The following is a 16596-nucleotide window of genomic DNA, read 5'->3' on the forward strand; positions in this document are numbered from 1 at the left end:
CCGCGCACGGGTGGGAGCCGGGACATGGGTCCCACCCGCTGGTTTCCGACTACCGAGCTTGTCAGATGACCGGAGGCCGGCCCAGCCGGGTCAGCCGCCACACCGTACGCCACTTCATGGGGCGCCGGGGACCGCACGGCGTCGTCCAGCCCTCCTTGAAACCGCCGAACCACGCCTTCAAGGCGGCCCTGGAGGGGCGGCGCAAGAGCGTCAGCAGCATCCAGACGCCCAGATAGACGGGGGCGAGGGCGGCGGGGAGATTGCGGCGGGCCAGCCAGACCCGGTTGCGGGCGACCATCCGGTGGTAGACCGCGTGCCGGGAGGGCGCGGTCGTGGGGTGGTACAGGACCATGTCCGACCGGTAGTCGATCATCCAGCCCGCGTCCAGGGCCCGCCATGCGAGGTCGGTCTCCTCGTGGGCGTAGAAGAACTCGTCCGGCAGTCCGCCGACCTCGGCGAAGACCTTCGCACGGACCGCGTTGGCGCCGCCCAGGAAGGTGGTGACCCGGGAGGAGCGCATCGGGTCCGAGGCACGCAGGCGCGGCACATGGCGGCGCTGGGTCTCGCCGGTGTCCGGGTCGGCGATGCGGAAGCTGATGATGCCGAGGTCCGGGTCCGCGGCGAAGGCCTGACGGCACAGCTCGGCGGTGTCGTTGCGGGCGAGCAGGCCGTCGTCGTCCAGGAAGAGCAGCACATCGACATCGAGGCCATCGGTGCCATCGGTGCCGTCGCGGCGGAACGCCTCGATGCCGACGTTGCGGCCGCCGGGGATGCCGAGGTTCTCGGGCAGCTCGATGGTGCGGACGCCGTCGGGGACGTCGGGAACGGGCGAGCCGTTGCCGACCACGACCACCTCGACCGGGTCGCCGTCCTGCCGGGCGACCGAGTCGAGGAGGGCGCGCAGCTCGACGGGGCGGTTGCCCATCGTGATGACGACCGCCCCGACCTTTATGCCGCCGCTCACTTCAGCCTGCTGGAGGCGAGGATGGACACAAGGTGCAGCAGGGTCTGCAGCAGCGCGATGCCGGCCAGCACGGCGACGCCGAGCCGGGAGAAGAACAGGTCGCCCCTGACGTGGTCCACGATCGCCAGGACGAGGATCAGCAAAGACGCCTCGATCCCGAGGACCAGGCGGTGGAACTGCAGCGCCGAGGCCGCCCTGCGGGCCAGCGCGAGGCCGGAGGACCGCGGCTCGGCGGCCGCCTCCTTGACCGGCGGCAGCCCGCCCTGGTGCCGGGCGACACCGACGAGGTCGGTCTCGGCCTTGATCAGGACGGCACCGACGGCGGCGAGGGTGCCGAGGAAGGCCCACAGCCAGTCGATCCGGCCGGGCCCCCACAGATCGGCGGCGCGCAGCCCGAAGCCGACCAGCACCGCCGCGTCGCACAGGTACGCGCCGACCCGGTCCAGGTACACCCCGCCGAGCGAGAACTGCTTCTTCCAGCGGGCTATCTCGCCGTCGACGCAGTCGAGGAGCAGGTAGAGCTGGACCATCACCGCGCCGAGCACGGCGCCCGCGATGCCCGGCACCAGCAGGGCCGGAGCGGCGAGGACGCCGAAGACGGTCATCAGGTAGGTCAGCTGGTTGGGCGTGACCCTGGTGTTGACCAGGTAGCGGTCGACCCGCAGCGAGACCTCACGCATGTAGAGGCGTCCCGCCCAGTGCTCACCGCTGCGCCGGTCCTTCACCCCGGCGGGGTGGACGACGGGGCGGAGTTCAGCTACCGATGGCCTTGACATAGTCGGCGTATGTGTCCTTGATCTGGTCGGTCTTCAGGTCGAGGTGTTCGAGGATCGTGTAGCGGCCGGGCCGGGTCTGGGGGGCGAACTCCACGACCCGGACGAACTCGTCCACCGTGAAGCCGATCTCCTCCGGCAGTACGGGCAGCCCGTGCCGGCGCAGCACCTGGGCCATGTACGCCGACTCCTCGTGCGCCCCCCGCAGATACATCGCGAAGGCCGCACCCAGCCCGCACTGCTCGCCGTGGGCGGCCGCGCGCCGGGGGTACAACAGGTCGAACGCGTGATTGATCTCGTGGCACGCCCCGGAGGACGGGCGGGAGTCTCCCGACACCGACATGGCGATACCGCTGAGGACCAGCGCCTCGGCCAGCACCTGGAGGAAGTCGTTGTCGCCGATGCCTCCGGGGTGGCGCAGCACCGCCTCGCCGGCCTGCCGGGCCATCGCCGCGGCGAGACCGTCGATCTTCTCGCCGTTGACGCGGTTGGCCAGCTCCCAGTCCGCGATCGCGGAGATGTTCGACACGGCGTCGCCGATGCCCGCGCGCACGAAGCGCACCGGGGCCTCGCGGATGACATCGAGGTCGATGACGACCGCGATCGGGTTCGGCACACCGTAGGAGCCGCGGCCCGCGTCGTTGTCGAGGGTCGCGACGGGCGAGCACAGACCGTCGTGGGCGAGGTTCGTGGGCACGGCGACCAGCGGCAGGCCGACCCGCGCCGCGGCGAACTTGGCGCAGTCGATGATCTTGCCGCCGCCCAGGCCCACGAGCGCGTCGTAGTGGCCCGCCTTCATGTCGCCGGCCAGCCGGACCGCGTCGTCGAGGGTGCCGCCGCCGACCTCGTACCAGGTGGCGCCGGGCAGGCTGGGCGTGAGCCGCTCCCGCAGCCGGGCGCCGGAGCCGTCGCTCACGGCGACGGCCAGCTTACCCGAGTGCGAGATCCGCTCGTCCGCGAGCACGCTCGCCAGGTCGTCGAGGGCAGCCGGACGGATGTCGACGACGACCGGTGAGGGAATGAGCCTCGTCAGTACCGGCACGCGATCTCCCGCCCCCGGGCCAGGTCGTCGTGGTTGTCGATCTCGACCCACGGCACGTCGCCGATCGGCGCCACGTCGATCTTGAAGCCGCGGTCGACCAGTTCCTGGTAGCCGTGCTCGTAGAACTGCTGCGGGTCGGTCTCCCACACGGTCTTCAGCGCGTCGGTCAGCTCCCCGGCAGCGTCCCCCTCGATCAGGGTGACGCCGATGTACTCGCCGGTCGCCTCGGACGGCTCCATCAGCTTGGTGATCTTACGGACGCCCTTGTCGGGGTCCACGACGACCTTCATCTCCTCGTCGGCGAGCTGCTTGACCGTGTCGAGGGCGAGGATGATCCGCTTGCCGTCGCCGCGGGCCGCGAGCAGCGTCTTCTCGACGGAGACCGGGTGCACGGTGTCGCCGTTGGCGAGGATCACGCCGTCACCGAGGGCGCCACGGCCGCACCACAGGGAGTAGGCGTTGTTCCACTCCTCGGCCTTGTCGTTGTCGATGAGGGTGAGCTTCAGGCCGTACGTGCGCTCCAGGGCCTCCCTGCGCTCGTAGACGGCCTCCTTGCGGTAGCCGACGATGATCGCGGCCTCGGTCAGACCGATCTCGGCGAAGTTGCCGAGGGTGAGGTCGAGAACCGTGAGGCCGTCCTCCATGCCCGCGGGCCCCACCGGCACCAGAGCCTTGGGCAGGGTGTCGGTGTAGGGGCGCAGACGCCGTCCGGCGCCGGCCGCCAGCACGAGGCCGATCATGCGGGTTCTCCTTCGTCGTGTACGGCGGGTGCGCCGCCCTGGTGGGCGGCCACCCAGAAGCGGATGCTCTCCACGAGCACCACCAGGGCCACGTAGACGGCGAGGACCGTGAGCGCGACCTTGAACTGCTCGGCGGTGAGCAGCGCGGCCAGGACCGTGACCACCAGGGTCCGGCCTTCGTGCCCCCCGACCGCGCGCACCAGCCAGCGCGGCGGCGCGCCGGCGTCACCGCGGATGCGGTACACCGTGTCGTAGTGATGGTAGGCGACGGCCGCCACCAGCCCGAAAGCCGCGGGCAGTGCTCCGTTCACCTCGGATTTCGCCGCCAGCAAGAGAACCGTGCCGTATTCGGCGGCCCGGAAGAAGGGCGGGACCAGCCAGTCGAGGGGGCCCTTGAGGGGCCGCAGCACGGCGAGGGCGGACAGGATCACATAGCCGACGGCGCCCAGGACGCTTCTCCAGCCGGCGCCCCACAACAGGATCGGACACACCACCAGGACCCCGCCGGCGAGGGCGAGGTACGGCGCCGAGCGGAGGGTGATGCCGCGGGCGCAGCGCACCAGCAGGTCGACGAGGGGGCCGCTGTCGGTGAGGTCGGCGAGCGCCCGCGCGGCGCGGTCGGTCCTGCGGGCCTTGCGCGTGAGCGAGCGCAGCACACGGCCCGCCGTGGTGTAGGTGGCGGCGAAGGCGCAGCCGATGAGCAGCACGGTGAAGGTGATACGGGGGGTGGTGGCCGCTGTCAGGACGGCGATCAGCGCCCAGCGTTCACCGATCGGCAGGACGATCATCCGGCGCACCCAGACCGTCCAGCCGACGCTGTCGAGGCGGTCCGAGAGGGCGGCGGTGGGGCTGGTGTTGGCGGTGGCATCGTGATTCGCCTCGTTGAAGGCGAAGTCGACGACGTGCCGGCAGGTCTGCAGGACCATCGCGCCGAGGGCCAGCGCCCAGACGTCGTCGCCGCCGCGGGCGGCGCCGAGGGCGAGGCCCGCGTAGTAGGCGTACTCCTTGGCGCGGTCGAAGGTGGCGTCGAGCCAGGCGCCGAGCGTGGAGTACTGCAGCGAGTAGCGGGCGAGCTGGCCGTCGGTGCAGTCGAGGACGAAGGACAGGATCAGCAGGATGCCCGCGGCGACGAAGCCGCCTCGGCTGCCGGTGGCCGCGCAGCCCGCCGCGATCAGGGCGGTGAGCAGGGAGGCGGTGGTGACCTGATTGGGGGTCAGGCCCCGGCGGGCGCACCAGCGGGCGAGGTAGCGCGAGTACGGGCTGATGCAGTACGTGGTGAAGAAGCCGTCGCGGGCCTTGACGGCGCTGCGCAGGCGTACGGCCTCTTCGTCGACGGAGGCGACGGCCTGCCGTGCCTCGTTGCGGCTCTGCGGGTCGGTGGGGACGACGGCCACCAGCGTGCCCAGTTCGGGGCGGTGGACCGGGACGCCGTCGGCGCCGAGGGCCTCGGTGAGGCGCTCGGGGAGGTTGTCGGTGAGGGTGGAGGCGCCTGCCCGCTCGGCCGGGTCCCCGCGCTCGGGCGACGCCGAGAGGGCAAAGTGGGCACCACCGGTCGCCGCGGAGTTCTCGCGAGCGAGGGCGCGGGTCAGCGCCTGCCGGGCGGCGGGCTGCGCCGTGACCGCACCGGGCACGGCCGCGGCCGTGAAGCGGGGGTCGGTCAGGCCGAGGCGCAGCGCGTGCAGATGCCCCACGAAGCGGCTGTCGACGATCGCGACCCGCTGGTCCGCCGGCACGACGGCGAGGAGTGTCTCGGCGTCACCGGCGTCGGTGGCGACCCGCACGTCGAAGCCGAGGGACCGCAGATCGCCCTCGAGCGACGATCCGGGAACCGGCTGTCCGGTGAGGATGGCGGTCGACAGACGAACTCACTCCCTGAGGCCCGACGCGTACGGGCGCCGGTCGTGTGTGTGGTGTGGGGCGCCCGGGACGGGGGCCGGGCGGCATGTCGGCAGAGGCTATCGGATACCGGGAAGCCGGTGTTCACCGACCGTTCATGGACTGATCAACCCAGTCTGCATGTTCGCCGCCGCGATCATCATCGAGGATCGGAGGCGCGCGCAACAAACCGTGGGGCCAGACCTGCCCATTCCCGGCATCACGCGCGCACCGTGACGGGACACACACGACATGACGCATGTACCGGGACATGGGGCGGTGCCGCAGGACCGGGGCATGCGGCGGGACGACCGGGCCTTGCGGCGGGACGACCGGACCATGTGACGGGACGACCGGACCGTGCGGCGGGTTCGCCGGCAGGCATAGGGTGAGGGGCCATGACATGGCTGATCACCGGCGGGGCCGGTTACATCGGGGCGCACGTGGCGCGGGCGATGGCCGCGGAAGGTGAGCGCGTCCTGGTGCTCGACGACCTCTCCACCGGCATGCCGGCGCGGCTCCCGGAAAGCATTCCGCTGGTGCAGGGTTCCTCGCTGGACGGCCGGCTGCTGAAGCGGGTCCTGGCCGAGCACGCGGTCACCGGTGTGGTGCACCTGGCCGCGCGCAAGCAGGTCGGGGAGTCCGTGGCCCAGCCCACGCGCTACTACCAGGAGAACGTGGGCGGTCTCGCGACGCTGCTGGAGGCGGTCGCCGAGGCGGGGATCGAGCGGTTCCTGTTCTCCTCGTCGGCGGCCGTCTACGGCACCCCCGATGTGGATCTCATCACGGAGGACACGCCCTGCGCCCCGATGAGCCCGTACGGCGAGACGAAGCTCGCGGGTGAGTGGCTGGTGCGGGCGGCGGGCCGGGCGTACGGCATGGCGACCGTGTGTCTGCGCTACTTCAACGTGGCGGGGGCGGCCGAGCCGGAGCTGGCCGACACGGGCGTGTTCAACATCGTCCCGATGGTCTTCGACCGGCTGACCCGCGGCGAGGCGCCGCGGATCTTCGGTGACGACTATCCGACCCCGGACGGCACCTGCGTACGCGACTACATCCACGTCGCCGACCTCGCCGACGCGCACCTGGCGGCGGCCCGGCGGCTGGCCAAAGGCGCGGCGGGCGATCTGACCGTGAACATCGGCCGTGGTGAGGGGGTCTCGGTGCGTGAACTGGTCACGCTCATCGGCGAGGTGACCGGGGACACCACGGTCCCGGTCGTCGATGCGCGCCGCCCCGGTGACGCGCCCCGTGCGGTCGCGTCGGCCGCGCTGGCCGAGCGAGAGCTGGGGTGGAGGGCCCGGCGCGGGGTGCGGGAGATGGTGGAGTCGGCGTGGCGGGGCTGGCTGCTGCACCACCCGGAGGCGGGCCGCGGCTGAACGTCGGCGCCCGTTCGCCGCGGGGCGGGCCGCAGGAGTGGGGGGCCGGCGCGTGCGCCGGTCGTACGGCGCGCGCCCGGGCGCCGGAAATCGGTGGGGGCCCGGAGCGGCTGGGCTTGAGGTCGTACGGCGCGCGCCCGGGCGCCGGTCCCCGGCAGTGCACGGTGGGAACGGTTCCCGTTCCCTGGCACCGGGAACGATCACGATCAGGTTTCCGGCCACGTCCGGCGTCTGTTCCGTGCGGGCACAAAGGCCCGCACGGACCGCCCAGTGGGGACATGCGGGCGGTAGGAAGTGCCGGGAGTGCCGGATTCGTACGGCAGACTGGGAATGGACAACCGATGCGAAGGATGGGTATGCCGATCACACCTGCCACCGCGACACACCGTTCGTCGAACGGCACCGCTGACGCGATCCTGCTGGAGCTGGTCGACGAGAACGGCACCACGATCGGCACGGCGGAGAAGCTTGCCGCCCATCAGCCGCCCGGGCGGTTGCACCGCGCGTTCTCCGTGTTCCTCTTCGACGAGCACGGCCGGCTGCTGCTCCAGCAGCGGGCGCTCGGCAAATACCACTCCCCCGGTGTCTGGTCGAACACCTGCTGCGGCCACCCCTACCCGGGCGAGGCCCCGTTCGCGGCGGCGGCCCGGCGGACGTACGAGGAGCTGGGGATCTCCCCGTCGCTGATGGCCGAGGCGGGCACGGTGCGCTACAACCACCCGGACCCGGACTCCGGCCTGGTGGAGCAGGAGTACAACCATCTCTTCGTCGGGCTCGTGCAGTCCTCGGCGCACCCGGACCCGGAGGAGGTCGGGGCGACGGCCCTGGTGACCCCGGGGGAGCTTGCCGAGCGGCACGCGAACCTCCCGTTCTCGTCGTGGTTCATGACGGTCCTGGACGCGGCACGGCCGGCGATCAGAGAGCTGACGGGTCCGTCCGCGGGCTGGTGACCCGAGGGTCCGTCCGGCGGCCCGCGCGCCCGGACGGACGCCCCGGAGCGTACGGGCACCCCGCGGCAGGCGGGCACCCCAGGGCGGGCGGAGCCGTGGCGGCGGGGAACCGGCTCACAGGAACCGTGCGGGTTTGAGGGGGAGTGCGGCCCAGATCACCTTGCCGCCGCTCGCCGTGTGTTCGACGTCGCACACCCCGCCGGCCTCCCTGGTGACCTCGCGGACCAGCAGCAGTCCCCGGCCACCGGTCTGCCCATGGTCGGCCTCCAGCGCGCTCGGGCGGTAGGGGTGCTCGTCCTCCACCGACACCCTCACCCACTCCGGGCCCACGGCGACCTCGACGGCGAGCATCGGCGACAGCAGCGCCGCATGCCGCACCGCGTTGGTGACCAGTTCGGAGACGATCAGCAGCAGGGCGTGCACGGTGTCGTCCGAGACGGGCACACCCTGGCGGGCGAGCAGATCCCGGACGGCGTGCCTCGCCTGTGGCACCGAGGCCTCCACGGCGGCGGCCGTGAACCGCCAGACCCCCTCGTACGGCAGCGGCGCCGGCGGCCGTGGACCGTCCGGCTCGTACCCGCCGCGGTCAGGGCGCGGGTCTGCCCCCCGCCCTCTGTTCTCCATAGCCCGGTCGCCACCCTCGCGCTCGATTGTCACCACGCGTCGAGTGTTGGGAATGCACTGGTCCGTCCCGAATGACTGAACACAACTCGGCGGGTATCGACGGCATTTTGACCGTTGGCGTATGACACGGTCGTTTGCGTGACCGCTCCTGTCCTCCCCCGCGCCGACTTCGGAACTCTTCGGGTTGTACGGGTTCGGGGGCGGGACTCCGGCCGGCCCGCGCGGCGGTGCCTGCCGTCCGCGGACCCTTCGTGACCGGGCGTCCGGAAGGTGCGGATAGCATCCGGCCCATGGAGCCGCAGCTGCTGCACCGCGTCACCGACTCGGTCGCGACCGTCGTCATCCACCACCCGGCCAAGCGGAACGCCATGACGGCCGGCATGTGGAAGGCGCTGCCGCCGCTGCTCGGCGAACTCGCCGCCGATCCGGTCGTCCGGGCGCTGGTGCTCACCGGCGAGGGCGGGACCTTCTGCGCGGGCGCCGACATCTCGACGCTGCGGGGGTCGCCGGAGCGGGCCCAGCGCCTTGCCGTGCTGGCCGAGGAGGCACTGGCCGCCTTCCCGAAGCCGACGCTGGCGGCGATCCGCGGCCACTGCGTGGGCGGCGGGTCGCAGCTCGCGGCGGCCTGCGACCTGCGGTTCGCGGAAGAGGGGGCGCTCTTCGGGGTGACTCCCGCCAGGCTGGGCATCGTCTACCCGGCCTCGTCCACCCGCCGACTGGTGGCCCTGGTGGGTCCCGGCACCGCCAAGTACCTCCTGTTCTCGGGCGAGTTGATCGACTCGGAGCGGGCGCTGCGCACGGGCATGATCGACGAGGTGCTGCCCGAGGGCGAACTCGCCAAGCGGGTAGCGGAGTTCACCCGGGTGCTGGCCTCGCGCTCGCAACTGACCCAGGCCGCGGCCAAGGAGTTCGCGAACGGGCTGACGGACCGGGACGCGTACTGGGCCGAGCGGGCGCGCGCCGGCGGCGACACCGCGGAGGGCGTCACCGCGTTCCTGGAGCGCAGACCGCCCCGGTTCACCTGGACCCTGTCAGGATGAAGCGGCTCTCGGCGCGGAACTTCTCGACGAGGTGCGCGGGCGCCTTGTGCGGGGACCCGGCGTCGTAGGGCGGCTGCGGGTCGTACTCGAGCGGCGGCGGTACTCGGCCGGGGCCGCGCCACCTTTCCTGCCCTTGCGTGTCGGCCACAGGGTTCCCGCGTACCAACCAGTCGGTAACCTACCGCGCATGACGACTCCCCTCCCGGAACGCGCCGCACGGCGCTGCCACAACCTGATCAATCCCTTTCACTCGATGCACTACTTCTCACCGGATCTGCAACGGGAAATGACCGCCTTGGGCGTCGACCACCAGCGGGCCGCCTACTTCGCGGTACGGGCCGCGGCGATGGGAGCGGTGGGCGCGGGCGTGGTGACGGCGGCGTTCTACAACTTCAGCCCCGAGCTGGTGGCACGGCATGTGCCCGCCGTATGGAAGACGGCGTCCCCGGCGGCGGTGCTCGCGGCACGCGCGCGTGGCGTCGACGCGACCCTGCGTCGGCTGCTCGGCGAGGAGGCGGTCGCCGCCGAGGAGATGGCCGAGGCGGCGGAGCTGGCGCTGCGCGCCGCCGAGGCGTGCACCCGGCACGCGCGCCCCCTGTACGCGGCGCACGCCGACCTGCCGGTGCCGAAAGAGCCGCACCTGGCGTTCTGGCACGCGACCACGCTGCTGCGCGAGCACCGCGGCGACGGCCACCTCACGGTGCTGCTGGGAGCGGAGCTCGACCCGGTGGAGGCGCTCGTGACACACAGCGCGACGGGCAAGGGCATGTCCCCGAAGTGGGTCCTCGCCACCCGCGGCTGGGGCCGGGCGGACTGGGACGCGGCGTGCGGGCGGCTGCGCGAGCGGGGACTGCTCGGCGCGGACGGCGAGTTGACCGAGGCGGGCACCGCACTGCGCGGGGACATCGAGGCGGAGACCGACCGCCTCGACCGGGCCCCGTACGAACACCTCGGAGCCGCCGGCGTCGCCCGGCTGACGGAGCTGGCGGGCGCCCTGTTGACCAGGGCGCACCAGGCCGGCGCCTTCCCCGCCGACCTGCTCGGCAAGGGGTGAGGCAGCCGGCCGCACACCGGCGGACACGCCGGGGTGCGGCGGAAGGGGACAACCGGGTTCCGTGCGCGCGTCGCGGTGCCGCGCCGGACCGGCAGGGGCCGTCGCCACAGTGGTGACCGAGCCGTTCCGGGCTCTGGCCAGGCCGTTCGGCGGGACGGCGGCCTCGGCGCGGCGGGACGCGCGCCGGGTCCGAGAGGCCCGTGCCCCGGGGCGGCGAGGCACGGAGAGCGCCCCGCCTCCCCTCGATCCATGCCCTGACCGCCTGTTGTCGGTGCGACCTGCCACAATTGCCGCGCAACCTCAGTGGAGAAGGCGGTACGGGATCGTGACGACACCCGGGTCCCTCGGAGCAGGGTCCATCGAAGGCAGGATTGCCGAGGAGCTCGGCGTACGGGAGCGGCAGGTGAAGGCCGCGGTCGAGCTGCTCGACGGCGGCTCGACGGTGCCCTTCATCGCCCGCTACCGCAAGGAAGCGACCGAGATGCTCGACGACGCGCAACTGCGCACGATCGAGGAGCGGCTGCGCTATCTGCGGGAGCTGGAGGAGCGGCGCGCGGCGATCCTGGAGTCGGTGCGCGAGCAGGGCAAGCTCACCGAGGAGCTGGAGGCACGGATCCGGGGCGCGGAGACCAAGGCGCGCCTGGAGGACATCTGTCTGCCGTACAAGCCCAAGCGGCGCACCAAGGCGCAGATCGCGCGTGAGGCCGGACTGGAGCCGCTGGCCGAAGGCCTGCTCGGCGACGCGTCGGTGGAGCCGCTCGCGGCTGCCGCCGCCTTCGTCGACGCCGACAAGGGAGTGGCCGACCCGCAGGCCGCGCTCGACGGCGCACGGGCGATCCTCACCGAGCGGTTCTCGGAGGACGCGGACCTGATCGGCGAGCTGCGCGAGCGCATGTGGGTGCGCGGGCGCCTCGCCGCCACGGTACGCGAGGGCAAGGAGGAGGCGGGCGCCAAGTTCGCCGACTACTTCGACTTCGCGGAGCCCTTCACCGAGCTTCCCTCCCACCGCGTCCTCGCCATGCTGCGCGGCGAGAAGGAGGAGGTCCTCGACCTGGTCCTGGAGCCGGAGGAGCCCACGGAGGGCCCGTCGTCGTACGAGGGGATCGTGGCGAACCGCTTCGGGATCGGCGACCGGGGCCGCCCCGCCGACAAGTGGCTGGTGGACACGGTCCGTTGGGCCTGGCGCACCCGCCTCCTGGTGCACCTCGGCATCGATCTGCGGCTACGGCTGCGCACGGCGGCCGAGGACGAGGCGGTGACAGTCTTCGCGGCGAACCTGCGCGACCTGCTGCTCGCCGCCCCGGCCGGCACGCGGGCCACGCTCGGCCTGGACCCCGGGTTCCGTACGGGCGTGAAGGTGGCCGTGGTGGACGCGACCGGCAAGGTCGTCGCGACGGACGTCATCTACCCGCATGTGCCGGCCAACAAGTGGGACGAGGCGATCGCCAAGCTGGCGCGCCTGGCCAAGGAGCACGCGGTCGAGCTGGTGGCGATCGGCAACGGCACGGCGTCACGCGAGACCGACAAGCTCGCCGCCGAGCTGATCGGCAAGCACCCGGAGCTGAAGCTCACCAAGGTGATGGTCTCCGAGGCGGGCGCCTCGGTGTACTCCGCCTCGGCGTTCGCCTCGCAGGAGCTGCCGGACATGGATGTGTCGCTGCGCGGCGCGGTCTCCATCGCCCGCCGGCTGCAGGACCCGCTCGCCGAGCTGGTGAAGATCGACCCGAAGTCCATCGGCGTCGGCCAGTACCAGCACGACCTGTCCGAGGTGAAGCTGTCGCGCTCGCTGGACGCGGTGGTCGAGGACTGTGTGAACGGCGTGGGCGTGGACGTCAACACGGCGTCGGCCCCGCTGCTCTCCCAGGTCTCCGGCATCTCCTCCGGGCTCGCCGAGAACATCGTGGCCCACCGGGACTCCCACGGCCCGTTCACCTCGCGCTCGCAACTGAAGAACGTGACCCGGCTCGGCCCCAAGGCGTACGAGCAGTGCGCGGGCTTCCTGCGGATCCGCGGCGGTGACGACCCGCTGGACGCCTCCAGCGTGCACCCGGAGGCGTACCCGGTGGTCCGCCGCATGGTGAAGACCGCGGGCCAGGAGGTGGCCTCGCTGATCGGCAACACGACGGTGCTGCGCTCGCTGAAGGCGTCCGAGTTCGTGGACGAGACGTTCGGCCTGCCGACCGTGACCGACATCCTGAAGGAGCTGGAGAAGCCCGGGCGCGACCCGCGGCCCGCGTTCAAGACGGCCACCTTCAAGGAGGGCGTCGAGAAGATCTCCGACCTGTCCTCGGGGATGGTCCTGGAGGGCGTGGTCACGAACGTCGCCGCCTTCGGCGCCTTCGTGGACGTCGGCGTCCACCAGGACGGCCTGGTGCATGTCTCCGCGATGTCCAAGACGTTCGTCAAGGACCCGCGGGACGTGGTGAAGCCGGGCGACATCGTCAAGGTCAAGGTGCTGGACGTCGACATCCCGCGCAAGCGGATCTCGCTGACCCTGCGGCTGGACGACGAGGCCGCCCCGCAGGGCGAGCAGGGCGGTGGCGGCCGCCAGCAGCGCGGCGGGCGTCCCCCGCAGCAGCGGCAGCAGCAGGGCCGCCAGGGCGGCGGCTCGCGGCAGGGCGGCGGCTCCCGCCAGGCGCCCGCGCCGGCCAACAGCGCGATGGCCGACGCACTGCGCCGCGCCGGGCTGCTCGACGCCAAGAACGGCCGACGCTGAGCCGTCCGGGTCCGGGCCTCCGTGGTGCCACGGGGGTCCGGACCCGTTCGGCCCGCGGGCCCGGCGCCCGCCAGGCTCGTACCGCCTCGCTAGCGCTCCGTCACCTTGCCGTCCGCCACTTCCAGTCGGCGGGTGACCCGGACCGCGTCCAGCATCCGGCGGTCGTGGGTGACCAGGAGCAGCGTGCCCGCGTAGGAGTCCAGGGCCGCTTCCAGCTGTTCGATGGCCGGCAGGTCGAGGTGGTTGGTGGGCTCGTCCAGCACCAGAAGGTTGACGCCCCGGCCCTGGAGCAGGGCGAGGGCGGCCCTGGTGCGCTCGCCCGGGGAGAGGGTCACCGCCGGACGCAGGACGTGGTCCGCCTTCAGACCGAACTTGGCCAGCAGGGTGCGGACCTCGGCCGGTTCCGTGTCGGGGACCGCCGCGCGGAACGCGTCCAGCAGGGTTTCCGAGCCGTGGAAGTGGGCGCGGGCCTGGTCGACCTCGCCGATCAGGACGCCCGGACCGAGGGTGGCCCGGCCCGCGTCGAGGGGGATGCGGCCCAGCAGCGCGCCGAGCAGCGTGGACTTGCCCGCGCCGTTCGCCCCCGTCACCGCCACCCGGTCCGCCCAGTCGATCTGCAAGGACACCGGGCCGAAGGTGAAGTCCCCGCGCCGCACCTCGGCGTCCCGGAGGGTCGCGACGACCGCGCCCGAACGCGGGGCCGACGCGATCTCCATGCGCAGTTCCCACTCCTTGCGAGGTTCCTCGACGACCTCGAGGCGCTCGATCATGCGCTGGGTCTGCCGGGCCTTCGCGGCCTGCTTCTCGCTGGCCTCGCTGCGGAACTTACGGCCGATCTTGTCGTTGTCGTTGCCCGCCTTGCGGCGCGCGTTCTTCACGCCCTTGTCCATCCAGGCGCGCTGCGTCTGCGCCCGATCCTGGAGGCCGGCCTTCTTGTCGGCGTACTCCTCGTACTCCTCGCGGGCGTGCCGGCGGTCCCGCTCGCGCTCCTCCAGATAGGCCTCGTAACCGCCGCCGTAGAGGTTGATCTGCCGCTGCGCCAGGTCGAGTTCGAGGACCTTGGTGACCGTGCGGGTGAGGAACTCGCGGTCGTGGCTGACCACCACCGTGCCGGCCCGCAGTCCGCTGACGAACCGCTCCAGGCGGTCCAGGCCGTCCAGGTCCAGGTCGTTCGTCGGCTCGTCGAGCAGGAACACGTCGTAGCGCGACAGCAGCAGCGAGGCGAGGCCGGCGCGGGCCGCCTGGCCACCGGACAGGGACGTCATGGGCTGGTCCAGGCCGACACCCAGTCCGAGGGAGTCGGCGACCTCCTCGGCGCGCTCGTCGAGGTCCGCGCCACCGAGGCCGAGCCAGCGCTCCAGGCTCACCGCGTACGCGTCGTCGGCACCGGGCGCGCCGTCGACGAGCCCCTGCGTGGCCTCGTCCATCCGCCGCTGCGCCTCGGCCACGCCCGTGCGGCGCGCCAGGAACTCCCGCACGGTCTCCCCCGGTCTGCGCTCCGGCTCCTGGGGCAGATGGCCGACCGTCGCGGTCGGCGGCGACAGGCGCAGCTCACCCCGCTCGGGGCTGACCAGTCCGGCGAGCATCCGCAGCAGGGTGGACTTTCCGGCGCCGTTGGCACCGACGAGCCCGATCACATCACCGGGTGCGACGACGAGGTCGAGCCCGGAGAACAGCGAGCGGTCGCCGTGGCCGGCGGCGAGGTCCTTGGCGACGAGAGTGGCAGTCATCAGAGCGCCGATCCTAGCGACAGACGGCCCACCCTCACGAGGGGCCTGGGCGTCGGGGCGTGGGCGTATGGATGTATGGGAGGCGGCCGGGCCCGTGAGTCCGGCCGCCTCGCTGCATCGTCGTCAGGCTCACCGCCATGCCGGCCCGCCTACAGCAATGTCGGCCTGCCGGTCGCATCGGCGACGCGGACACCGCGTTCCCGGCCGCCTCACCGCATCCTGGACCGCCTCACCGGAATTTCGGCCGCTGTCAGGGTCCGTGCCGTCATCGGCCCTCCCCCGGCACACGGCGGACGGTGTGCGGGGTCGGTACGCCGTCCGCCGTGGCCGCCGAAGGCGCGGCGGCCGGGGAGCCGGACAGGGCCCGCGCGAACGCGGCCGTCCCTCCCACGAGCGGCACCCGGGCGGCCGAACGGGAGAGGTCGACGGTCAGCGTGGGGGTGCTCGATGGGGGATCGATGAGGTCCTTGTCGGTGCCGGCGACGATCAGCGCGAGCCGGTGGCCCTCCGGGACGACATGGTCGGTCGCGGCCAGGTCGAGCGTGATCGGGTACGCCGTGCCCGGGGTGAGCGGAACGCCCTTCCGGTCCGAGGCGTAGTGGCCGAGATCGGCCCAGCCCCGGCTGAACACCGTGGCGGTGACGTCGGTCCTCTTGGCCTGGGTGACCTTGAAGCAGGCGCTGTCGCCGGCCGTGCTCGCGCCCCAGCAGGTGCGGTCGGTGAGTGTGGTGACGCCCTCGCCGGAGTCGGCGTAGGCGCGGATGGTGTCGGGGCCGAGGTCGACGAGCACCGCGGAGAGGTGGGCCGTGGAGGTGGTCGGGGTGACGGTGACGGTGACCGTGGAGGAACCGGACACCCGCAGGTCCCGCGACAGGGGCGGGGTGATGAACCCAGCCTTGTTCGCGGTGGGTTCGTCCAGGTACGCGGCTCAGTCGGTCTCGCTCAACCGTGGGTCGTCGGTGAAGGTCTCGGTGCCCGTGCCGGTGCGCAGACCGAGGGTGCCGACGCCGGACTGGGTACCCCGGGCCGGGCGCAGCGTGGTCGTCGCCGTGCCCCGGGGCGGCCAGACCGTGGAGGTGACCCACTGGTCGGGGTGGCGCTCGATGTCGGCCATGGGTGCGCGGTCGATGCCGTTGTCGTAGCCGAGGAGTTCGTGGTCGAACCAGCGGTGCAGCGTGTCCACCCACGCGGCGCGCCGGAAGTCGAAGGGGTCGACATGACCGGTCTGCGAGAGCCAGATCTTGCGCTGTACGCCGTTCTTCGCAAGCGCGTTCCACCACTGGCCGAAGTGCTTGGTGCGGACGTTGAGGTCCTGCGTGCCGTGGATGAGGAAGACGCTGGCGCGGACCTTGCTCGCGTTCTTCACGTAGTCGCGCTCGGTCCACAGCGGCGTCCAGTCACCCGTGCGTGGCGCGCCGGCGATGAGCTTGCGCTGGACCGCGGCGCACGTGGCGCGGGCGTCGGGGCTGTCGACGTAGCCGGAGAGCCAGTCGGGGCCCGAGTCGTACAGCGGGGCGCCCTTGGCGAAGTAGTAGTCGTACCAGGAGGAGATGGCGCTGATCGGCACGATGGTCTTCAGGCCCTTGACGCCGGTGGCGGCGACGCCGTTGGCGATGGTGCCGTCCCAGCTCTTGCCGATCATGCCGGTCCGCCCGTCGGTCCAGGTGGCCCTGGCGCGTACATGCGGGGGACGGTACAGCGGTCAACTC

Annotated in this window: 12 protein-coding genes and 2 pseudogenes; 5 read left to right on the top strand and 9 right to left on the bottom strand. The window is 72.4% G+C overall.

Features of this window, described 5'->3' with window-relative positions:
* Positions 1 to 61: 61 nt before the first annotated feature.
* The 5 genes from ACWD5Q_RS15975 to ACWD5Q_RS15995 are packed head-to-tail and all read right to left on the bottom strand — an operon-like array spanning position 62 to position 5378.
* Positions 62 to 964: a glycosyltransferase family 2 protein gene (locus tag ACWD5Q_RS15975; protein WP_451427591.1), complete on the bottom strand. Its 903-nt coding sequence runs from the start codon at positions 962 to 964 to the stop codon at positions 62 to 64.
* Complete coding sequence (locus ACWD5Q_RS15980; RefSeq protein WP_451427592.1) at positions 961 to 1740, bottom strand: CDP-alcohol phosphatidyltransferase family protein; 780 nt, start codon at positions 1738 to 1740, stop codon at positions 961 to 963. The genes ACWD5Q_RS15975 and ACWD5Q_RS15980 overlap by 4 nt, the downstream gene beginning before the upstream one ends.
* Positions 1718 to 2779 carry an iron-containing alcohol dehydrogenase family protein gene (locus ACWD5Q_RS15985; RefSeq protein ID WP_451427593.1) on the bottom strand — a complete coding sequence of 354 codons (1062 nt, stop codon included), beginning with the start codon at positions 2777 to 2779 and terminating at the stop codon, positions 1718 to 1720. The genes ACWD5Q_RS15980 and ACWD5Q_RS15985 overlap by 23 nt, the downstream gene beginning before the upstream one ends.
* Entirely contained in the window at positions 2767 to 3519 is a 753-nt protein-coding gene (locus ACWD5Q_RS15990) for a phosphocholine cytidylyltransferase family protein (protein WP_451427594.1), read from the bottom strand. The genes ACWD5Q_RS15985 and ACWD5Q_RS15990 overlap by 13 nt, the downstream gene beginning before the upstream one ends.
* Positions 3516 to 5378 carry a DUF5941 domain-containing protein gene (locus ACWD5Q_RS15995; RefSeq protein WP_451427659.1) on the bottom strand — a complete coding sequence of 621 codons (1863 nt, stop codon included), beginning with the start codon at positions 5376 to 5378 and terminating at the stop codon, positions 3516 to 3518. Before ACWD5Q_RS15995 ends, ACWD5Q_RS15990 begins: the two co-directional genes overlap by 4 nt.
* A 414-nt stretch (positions 5379 to 5792) precedes the next feature.
* On the opposite strand from ACWD5Q_RS15995, the gene galE reads away from it, so the two are divergent.
* Positions 5793 to 6773, top strand: a complete 981-nt coding sequence (gene galE / locus ACWD5Q_RS16000) for a UDP-glucose 4-epimerase GalE (RefSeq protein WP_451427595.1) — start codon at positions 5793 to 5795, stop codon at positions 6771 to 6773.
* Between the two features lie 356 nt (positions 6774 to 7129).
* Positions 7130 to 7723, top strand: a complete 594-nt coding sequence (gene idi / locus ACWD5Q_RS16005) for an isopentenyl-diphosphate Delta-isomerase (protein ID WP_451427596.1) — start codon at positions 7130 to 7132, stop codon at positions 7721 to 7723.
* Between the two features lie 114 nt (positions 7724 to 7837).
* On the opposite strand, the gene ACWD5Q_RS16010 is transcribed toward idi, so the two are convergent.
* On the bottom strand, positions 7838 to 8347 hold the full coding sequence (locus ACWD5Q_RS16010) for an ATP-binding protein (RefSeq protein ID WP_451427660.1): 510 nt from the start codon (positions 8345 to 8347) through the stop codon (positions 7838 to 7840).
* Between the two features lie 290 nt (positions 8348 to 8637).
* On the opposite strand from ACWD5Q_RS16010, the gene ACWD5Q_RS16015 reads away from it, so the two are divergent.
* Positions 8638 to 9387, top strand: coding sequence for an enoyl-CoA hydratase/isomerase family protein (locus ACWD5Q_RS16015; protein WP_451427597.1), 750 nt, complete (start codon positions 8638 to 8640; stop codon positions 9385 to 9387).
* On the opposite strand, the pseudogene ACWD5Q_RS16020 reads toward ACWD5Q_RS16015, so the two are convergent.
* Positions 9365 to 9475 (bottom strand): annotated as a pseudogene (locus tag ACWD5Q_RS16020) (DJ-1/PfpI family protein); the annotation flags it as partial. The gene ACWD5Q_RS16015 and the pseudogene ACWD5Q_RS16020 overlap by 23 nt on opposite strands.
* Positions 9476 to 9574: 99 nt before the next feature.
* On the opposite strand from ACWD5Q_RS16020, the gene ACWD5Q_RS16025 reads away from it, so the two are divergent.
* Positions 9575 to 10441 (top strand): SCO6745 family protein, encoded by an 867-nt coding sequence (locus ACWD5Q_RS16025; protein WP_451427598.1) that lies wholly within the window; start codon positions 9575 to 9577, stop codon positions 10439 to 10441.
* Between the two features lie 325 nt (positions 10442 to 10766).
* Entirely contained in the window at positions 10767 to 13157 is a 2391-nt protein-coding gene (locus ACWD5Q_RS16030; RefSeq protein WP_451427599.1) for a Tex family protein, read from the top strand.
* Between the two features lie 89 nt (positions 13158 to 13246).
* Here ACWD5Q_RS16030 and abc-f read toward each other — a convergent pair whose 3' ends face one another.
* A complete protein-coding gene (gene abc-f, locus ACWD5Q_RS16035; RefSeq protein WP_451427600.1) occupies positions 13247 to 14887 on the bottom strand; it encodes a ribosomal protection-like ABC-F family protein in 1641 nt (546 codons plus the stop codon).
* Positions 14888 to 15152: 265 nt separating this feature from the next.
* Positions 15153 to 16565, bottom strand: a pseudogene (locus ACWD5Q_RS16040) (CocE/NonD family hydrolase C-terminal non-catalytic domain-containing protein); the annotation flags it as partial.
* Between the last annotated feature and the right edge of the window lie 31 nt (positions 16566 to 16596).

It is taken from the genome of Streptomyces sp. NPDC002513 (assembly GCF_053595355.1).